This is a genomic window from Bacillus vallismortis, from assembly GCF_040784915.1.
Taxonomy (GTDB): domain Bacteria; phylum Bacillota; class Bacilli; order Bacillales; family Bacillaceae; genus Bacillus; species Bacillus subtilis_G.
Window position 1 is genome coordinate 884,493 of sequence record NZ_CP160797.1, and the last position, 7,919, is coordinate 892,411.

A 7,919-nucleotide genomic window follows, 5' to 3' on the forward strand; every position below is an offset into this window, starting at 1 on the left:
GATTATCAACATGGACATTAATCGCTTTGTAGATGAGCTTAAACAATTAAATATTTCCCTATACCATAACAAAGGGAAAATAAAGATTATCGGTCCCAGAGAGTTAGTAACCAATGAAATCAAACAAAGAATAAAAATGCATAAACAACAAATAATTGCTGTATTAGAAGCCCAAGATATGAAAAGAAAAGATGAAATCACAAAAGTTGTATCAACTAAAAATGGATGTTATCCTCTATCACTGTCACAGAAGAGAATGATGATTTTACACCAACTAGAAACCGAGGGAACTACATACAACATACCTTTGGTGATGAAATTGAAGGGCGATATCAGATTGAACATCCTTGAGGATGCGTTTAAAACACTAATTAATAGACATGACAGCTTGAGAACATCATTTGTTAATATCGATGGTGAGCCTGTACAAAAATTGGAACAAGAAGTGGGTTTTAAAATAGAGCAAGAAGATATAGCAGAAGCAAATGTCCCAGAGAGAATCAAGGCCTTTATAAGGCCATTTCACTTAGAGAAGGCTCCGCTGCTAAGAGCAGAATTATTAAAAATAAAAGATGGAGAGCATATCTTGATGCTTGATATGCATCATATTATTTCTGATGGCCTGTCAATGGTCATTATGATGAAAGAGCTGTGCGATATTTACAACGGAATTGAGTTAAGTCCATTAAATATACAATATAAGGATTACTCTGAATGGCAAAGAACGCTGTATGAAGGAAAGAGTATACAAAAACAAGAGGAGTACTGGCTTAACGTATTCAAAGACGAGATCCCTGTTCTTAATATACCGACAGATTATAAAAGGCCTCAGCTTCAAAGCAATGAGGGAGATAGTTTAGGTTTTGAGATAGACGCTAATCTAATGTATCAACTTAAAGCTCTTGCCAGAGAAAATGGCGTAACACTGTATATGCTTCTGTTAGCTGCATATACAATTCTGCTTTCAAAATATTCAGGGCAAGAAGATATAATAATCGGAACTCCGGTTTCGGGCAGGTCTCGTCCAGAGTTTAGAAGTATCATCGGCATGTTCATCAATACTTTGGCGATGCGAAATAATCCTAGAGCTGATATCAAATTTATTGATTATTTGAAAGAAGTAAAAGTGAACACATTAAATGCATATGACAATCAGGATTATCAATTTGATTCTTTAGTAGAAAAGTTAGGAATTGCTAATGATAAAAGCAGAAATCCCCTATTCGATACTATGTTTGATATCCAAACTGCAGGTGATGTCTCATTTCATATCGATGGAATCTCACCAGAAGTATATGATATTAAATTAAATATAGCTAAATTTGATTTAAGCCTTACAGCCATAGAGTATCCAGATCGTTTATCTTTTGATTTACAATACTGCACCAAATTATTTAAAAGAGAATCCATTGTAAGACTATCAAAACACTTTGTTAACTTGCTGGTTTCACTTGTTGATGATCCAACACAAAAACTAAATGAAATCAATATTCTCTCAGAAACAGAAAGACATGTTTTGTTACATAAGTTCAATGATACCAAATCTGAATTAACGAAAACTCTGAATATAACCAGATGTTTTGAAAAGCAAGTGGAAAAAGCACCGAATCACACAGCGCTAGTATTTGAAGAAAAGTATATTACCTACAGAGAATTGAACGAAAAAGCGAACCAACTGGCAAGAATACTCAGGTCAAAAGGAGTAAAAAGAGATGTAATCACAGGGGTTATTGCTGAAAAATCTGCAGACATGATAGTCGGATTATTAGCTGTTTTAAAAGCTGGAGGAGCCTATTTACCGATAGATCCGGAATATCCCGCAGAAAGAATCCAACACATCCTTCAGGATAGCAGTGTAAACATAATTGTATGTCAGGAACATCTTAAAAATAAATTTGAATCGACAACCACAGCAGAATTTGTTTCGTTTGGAGAAAAAAACATCGGTCTTCAAAGTAAGGAAAACCTGCATCACATCAATGAACCCTCTGACTTAGCCTACATAATTTACACATCAGGTTCGACAGGGAAACCTAAAGGGGTTATGACCACTCATCAAAATGTTATGAATTATATTCATGCTTTTTCAGAAGTAATACCTTTAAATGAGAACGATTCAATCCTGCAAGTATCTTCATTTTCATTTGATGCGTTCACAGAAGAAATATTCCCAATCCTTCTAAACTCAGGGAAGCTTGTCATAAGCAGAAGCCTTAAAGAGATGAATATTGATAAGCTGGTAAACTTAATTCATTTACACAAAATCACATTAGTCAGCTGCTCACCATTATTATTAAACGAAATTGATAAGAGTCAACATTTAATTTTGAATAACAACATGAAGTTTATTAGTGGCGGTGATGTTCTAAAGTATGAATATATAAAAAATATGATTAAGACGGCGAACGTATACAATTCATACGGTCCTACTGAAGCAACTGTTTGCGCTACATATTATAAGGTGAGCCCGAAGGATTGGCTAAAAACAAGTATACCCATTGGCAAGCCAATCAGTAATTATAAAGTCTATATTTTAGATGAACATTCTCAATTGCTTCCCATAGGAGTAGCTGGGGAACTATATATTGGTGGTAAGGGATTAGCCAGAGGATATCAAAATAATATTGAGCTGACAGAAAATAAATTTGTAATAAATAGATGGAATCCAGAAGAAAAATTGTATCGTACTGGAGATATGGCTAGGTGGCTGCCTGATGGAAATATTGAGTTTCTGGGGAGAATAGACAATCAAGTTAAGATACGCGGATTCAGAATCGAACTTGATGAAATAGAATACCACTTGTTGCAACATACAAATATTAAAGAAGCAAAAGTGGCAGTAAAAGAAGGCAACCAAAATAATAAATATCTATGTGCATACTTAACGGTAATTGAGCATTATGACAATATTGATAAATTTAAGCTCAGAGAAGCTCTTTTAAAAGAACTTCCTGAATATATGGTTCCCTTTTATTTTATGCAGGTGAAAAAAATGCCTCTCACAATAAATGGGAAAATTGATCTTAAAGCGTTACCAGAACCAGATTTGACTAAAATCATCGAAGAAACATACGAAGGACCTCAAAATGATATAGAAAAAAAACTCACATCCATTTGGAAGGAGATTTTGGGTGTTGAAAAAATTGGTGTGAATCATAATTTCTTCGATGCAGGCGGAGATTCGCTAAGGGCTTTCTCTTTAGCCTCTAAAATATTTAAAACACTGGAAGTAGAAATTCCCTTAAAGCAAATTTTCACTTCACCTACAATAAAAGGGCTCAGTGAATGGATAAATGGACAAGAGACAAGCATTTATTCCACTATAAAGCAAACTGAAGAAAAGGATTATTATTCTCTGTCTTCAGCTCAAAAAAGACTTTACATTCTTAATGAAATAGAAGGAAGAAGAAGCATTACATATAATCTTCCGTTTGTCTTAAAAATAAGCGGCCCGCTTAATCTAAACGCCTTTGAGAATGCCTTTAGAAAATTGATTAACAGGCATGAAGGATTGAGGACAGCCTTTGTCATACAAAACGGGGAACCTGTACAAAAGGTTTTTAAAGATGCAGAATTCAAGATTGGTGTTAAATATTCGGATAATTTCAATTTGACAAACAAAATGCCAAGGTTTATTAAGCCGTTTAATTTAGAAGAGGCCCCGCTTTTAAGAGTTGAGATGATAAACATTAACCATGAAGAACATATAATGCTGTTTGATATACATCATATTATTTCAGATGGTATCTCACTTGATATTTTAATGAAAGAATTAGCGGATATTTACAATGGGAAACCTTTGCCTCCTTTGAAAATACAGTATAAAGATTATTCAGAATGGCAAAAGGGATTATACATCAATAACAGCATAAAAAAACAGGAAGAATACTGGTTAAATGTTTTTAGAGATGAAATCCCAGTCCTTAATATGCCTACTGATTATCCTCGGCCGCAAATCCAAAGCAACGAGGGTCATAGATATGGTTTTGCATTGGAGCCTGAATTAACACAAAAACTGAGAATTTTAGCTAGAGAAAAAGGAGTCACTATGTATATGCTCTTGCTGGGAGCTTATACTACACTTCTATCAAAATATACAGGTCAAGAGGATATTATTGTAGGTTCTCCTATAGAAGGGAGACATCATGAAGATTTAAAAAATATTATAGGGATGTTCGTCAATACTCTCGCCATGAGGAATTATCCTAAACAAGAAATCAGGTTTGCCGACTATTTAAAAGAAATTAAAGAAAATACATTAAATGCTTATGACAATCAAGATTATCAATTCGATGAGCTTGTTGAAAAATTAAATTTACAAAGAGACATAAGCCGAAATGCATTGTTTGATACGATGTTTTCTTTTCATAGTCCAACAGAAACCAGCTTTGGTGTAAATGAATTAACATTTGAACCTATTAACATTGACTTTGATATAGCAAAGTTTGATTTAAGTCTCTCAGCCATCGATTTTTCTGATCATATAAAATTCGACCTTGAGTACTGTACAGAATTATTTAAGGAAAGTACTATTAAACGATTTTCGAGCCATATGAATAACTTATTGCGAGAAATTGTCAATAATCCATATCAAAAATTATGTGAACTTAATATTCTTTCAGATGAAGAAAGAAAAACACTATTATATGAGTTTAATGATACAGAGACGCCGTTTCCTGTCTCCACGATTCATGCTTTGTTTGAAAATGAGGTAGAAAAGAACCCTGCCGCAACAGCTGTGGTCTTTGGTGACAGAGAACTAAGCTACAAAGAATTAAACGAAAAAGCAAATAGACTAGCTAGAACTATGAGGGATAAAGGAATAACAAGAGGCAGTATAGTGGGAATAATGGTCGACAGATCTGTAGATATGGCTGCAGGAATACTAGCGATTTTAAAGGCTGGGGGAGCATACCTGCCAATCGATCCTGATTATCCACAAGAGAGAATAAACTTTATGTTAAATGATAGTTTAGCAGATATCATTCTTACACAAGGTCATTACATGAAAAGAATGAATTTCCATCAGGAAGCAATAAATATTGATGATTTAACAATGTATCATGAAGACGGAAGTAATCTTAATGCCATCAATTCAACGTCTGATTTAGCCTATGTTATTTATACATCTGGCACAACTGGTACTCCTAAAGGCGTTATGGTAGAGCATAAAAATATAATTAATGCCCATTACGCTTGGAGAGAGCACTATGGATTGTCCGCATTTAAAGTGAGGCTCCTTCAGTTGGCGAGTATGTCCTTTGATGTATTTACGGGGGATTTATGCAGGAGCTTATTGAATGGGGGCACAATGTATATTGTGTCAAATCATACTAAATTAGACATGGAATTATTACATGCAGAAATAGAAAAACATAGTATTAATATTTTCGAGTCAACGCCTGGCCTTATCATTCCGTTGATGAACTATATTTATGACAAAAAACTTAACATAAACAGTTTAAAATTGTTGATTCTAGGATCTGACAGCTGTCCTTTAAGTGAGTATAAAAAATTGCTTGAATTATTTGGGGACAACATGAGAATTATAAATAGCTATGGGGTAACGGAGGCAGCTGTAGATTCAAGCTATTATGAAGAAACCTATGGCCATCTTCCCCAGTTGATCAATACGCCAATAGGAAAGCCGCTTAATAATACAAAGTTCTATGTATTAAATTCTTCATTAACACCTCAGCCATTAGGAGTATATGGAGAGTTGTATATAGGAGGAAAAGGTGTTGCAAGAGGGTATCTTAACAAGCCTTCTATTACAAGTGAGAGATTTTTAGACGATTGCTTTGAATCTGGACAAAAAATGTATAGAACTGGGGATATGGCCAGGTGGCATCCGGACGGAAACTTAGAATTTCTTGGGCGTGCAGATGATCAAGTGAAAATTAGAGGTTATAGAATTGAAACGGGTGAAATAGAATCCTGTTTGCTGCGGTACGTGAATGTAAATCAAGCATTAGTAATTGCCCGAAATAATGAGAGTGATAACCCGTATTTATGTGCATATTTCACTGCTGAAGTAAATGTAACTGCAAGCCAATTAAGAAACTATCTATCTATGCATATACCCGATTTTATGATTCCAGCTTATTTTATTCAATTAGATGCCTTTCCTTTAACCCCGAATGGAAAAATCGACAGAAAAGCATTGCCTTTAGCTGGATCTGATTATCATTACAGTTCAGAAGATTATGAATCTCCCAGAAACCAAATAGAAGAGGAATTAATCACTATTTGGGAAGATGTCTTGGGTATAAGCGGAATTGGAATCAACAAAAGCTTTTTTGAAATCGGTGGCGATTCAATTAAAGCATTGCAGATCGTTTCAAAACTATCAAAGAAAGGATTAAAACTTAAAATTAGGGACTTGTTTGCTAATCCTAAAATAAAAAATCTTAGCAAGTATATCCTATTTGATAGAAAACCTAATAATGAAAATGAAATCATTCAGGGCAGCTTGCCATTAACTCCTATCCAAAAAAGGCATTTTGACATAAACAGCACCGAATTTAATCATTATAATCAAGCGTTCATGCTTTTTAGAAAAGATGGATTTAATGAAGGTCTTACAGAAGCAGTTTTTTCAAAAATTACTGAACATCATGATGCTTTGAGAATCGTCTTTAAAGAAGAAAACGGAGCCTTTGTCCAATTTAATCGAGGATTAAGTGAAAAAGCCTTTGATTTGAATGTTTGTGATATCTCCAACGAAAGAGACCCTAATGCCTTTGTCCAGCATATAGCTACCAATTTGCAGAAAGAGATTTCGATATCAAATGGAAAACTAATGAAGCTTTGCATATTCAAAACACAAGAAGGCGACCATCTGCTGATTGTTGTTCATCACCTAATTATCGATGGAGTTTCCTGGAGAATTCTTTTCGAAGATTTGCAAACAGCATACAAGCAGGCTCTAAATGGAGAAAAGATTGACTTGGGTTATAAAACTAGTTCTTACATGGAATTTTCAAAAAAACTAACAGAGTATGCGGACAGCAAGCTGCTTAAGAAAGAAGTGGAATACTGGGAAGCAATATCAAAAGAAAAAACATACTTCTTGCCCAAAGCACAAGATGAAAATTCATATGATTATGAAAACAATAAAACATTTAGAATCTCTTTAAACGAAGAATTCACGGCTAAATTATTAGGTGAAACCAACAAAGCCTACAATACGCAAATAAACGATTTGCTCCTGACTGCTTTATTGGCAACAGTAAGGGAGTTAACAGGTGAAAACAAGTTAAAGGTTCTGATGGAAGGACATGGAAGGGAGGAGATCTTTGAAAATATAGATTTAAGCAGGACAATAGGTTGGTTTACGTCATTGTATCCTGTATATCTGGATTTAAATGAAGAAATAGAAATATCCAAAAGCATAAAAATAGTAAAAGAAACATTAAGGAAAGTCCCTAATAACGGGATAGGATACGGCATACTAAAATATTTAGCGAAATCAAACATTCTTTTAGAAGACGAGGCTCCTCCTATATTATTTAACTTCTTAGGCGAAATTGATGCAGATATTGCAAATCATGAATTTTCCTCATCATGGTTACCAACCGGTGTCAATATAGGCGAAAGCAGTGCCCGAGATGCATCTATCGAAATGGATTCTATCGTGGCAAAAGGAAAATTATTCATCAGCACTTCATTCAACTATAAAGAATATTCAGAGTCCGCAATAGCGAACTTTAATAAGACGTATAAAAAACATTTGGAAATGATTATCGATCACTGTGCCAATAAATCTGATAGTGAAAAAACATCTTCTGATTACGGCTCTGATTTGTCATTAGATGATCTTGAAGAACTTTTAAATGAATATGAACATGCAGACAGCTAGTAAAAAGATTATTCTGAGTTTTTCTTCGGATATTCTTCGGATATTTTTTACAGAAACA

1 protein-coding gene is annotated in these 7,919 nt (G+C 34.3%); it reads left to right on the forward strand.

Annotated elements, in window-relative coordinates; all coding sequences use genetic code 11:
* Positions 1-10 precede the first annotated feature (10 nt).
* Positions 11-7,861 (forward strand): amino acid adenylation domain-containing protein, encoded by a 7,851-nt coding sequence (locus ABZM97_RS04420; RefSeq protein ID WP_367387266.1) that lies wholly within the window; start codon positions 11-13, stop codon positions 7,859-7,861.
* Positions 7,862-7,919 lie beyond the last annotated feature (58 nt).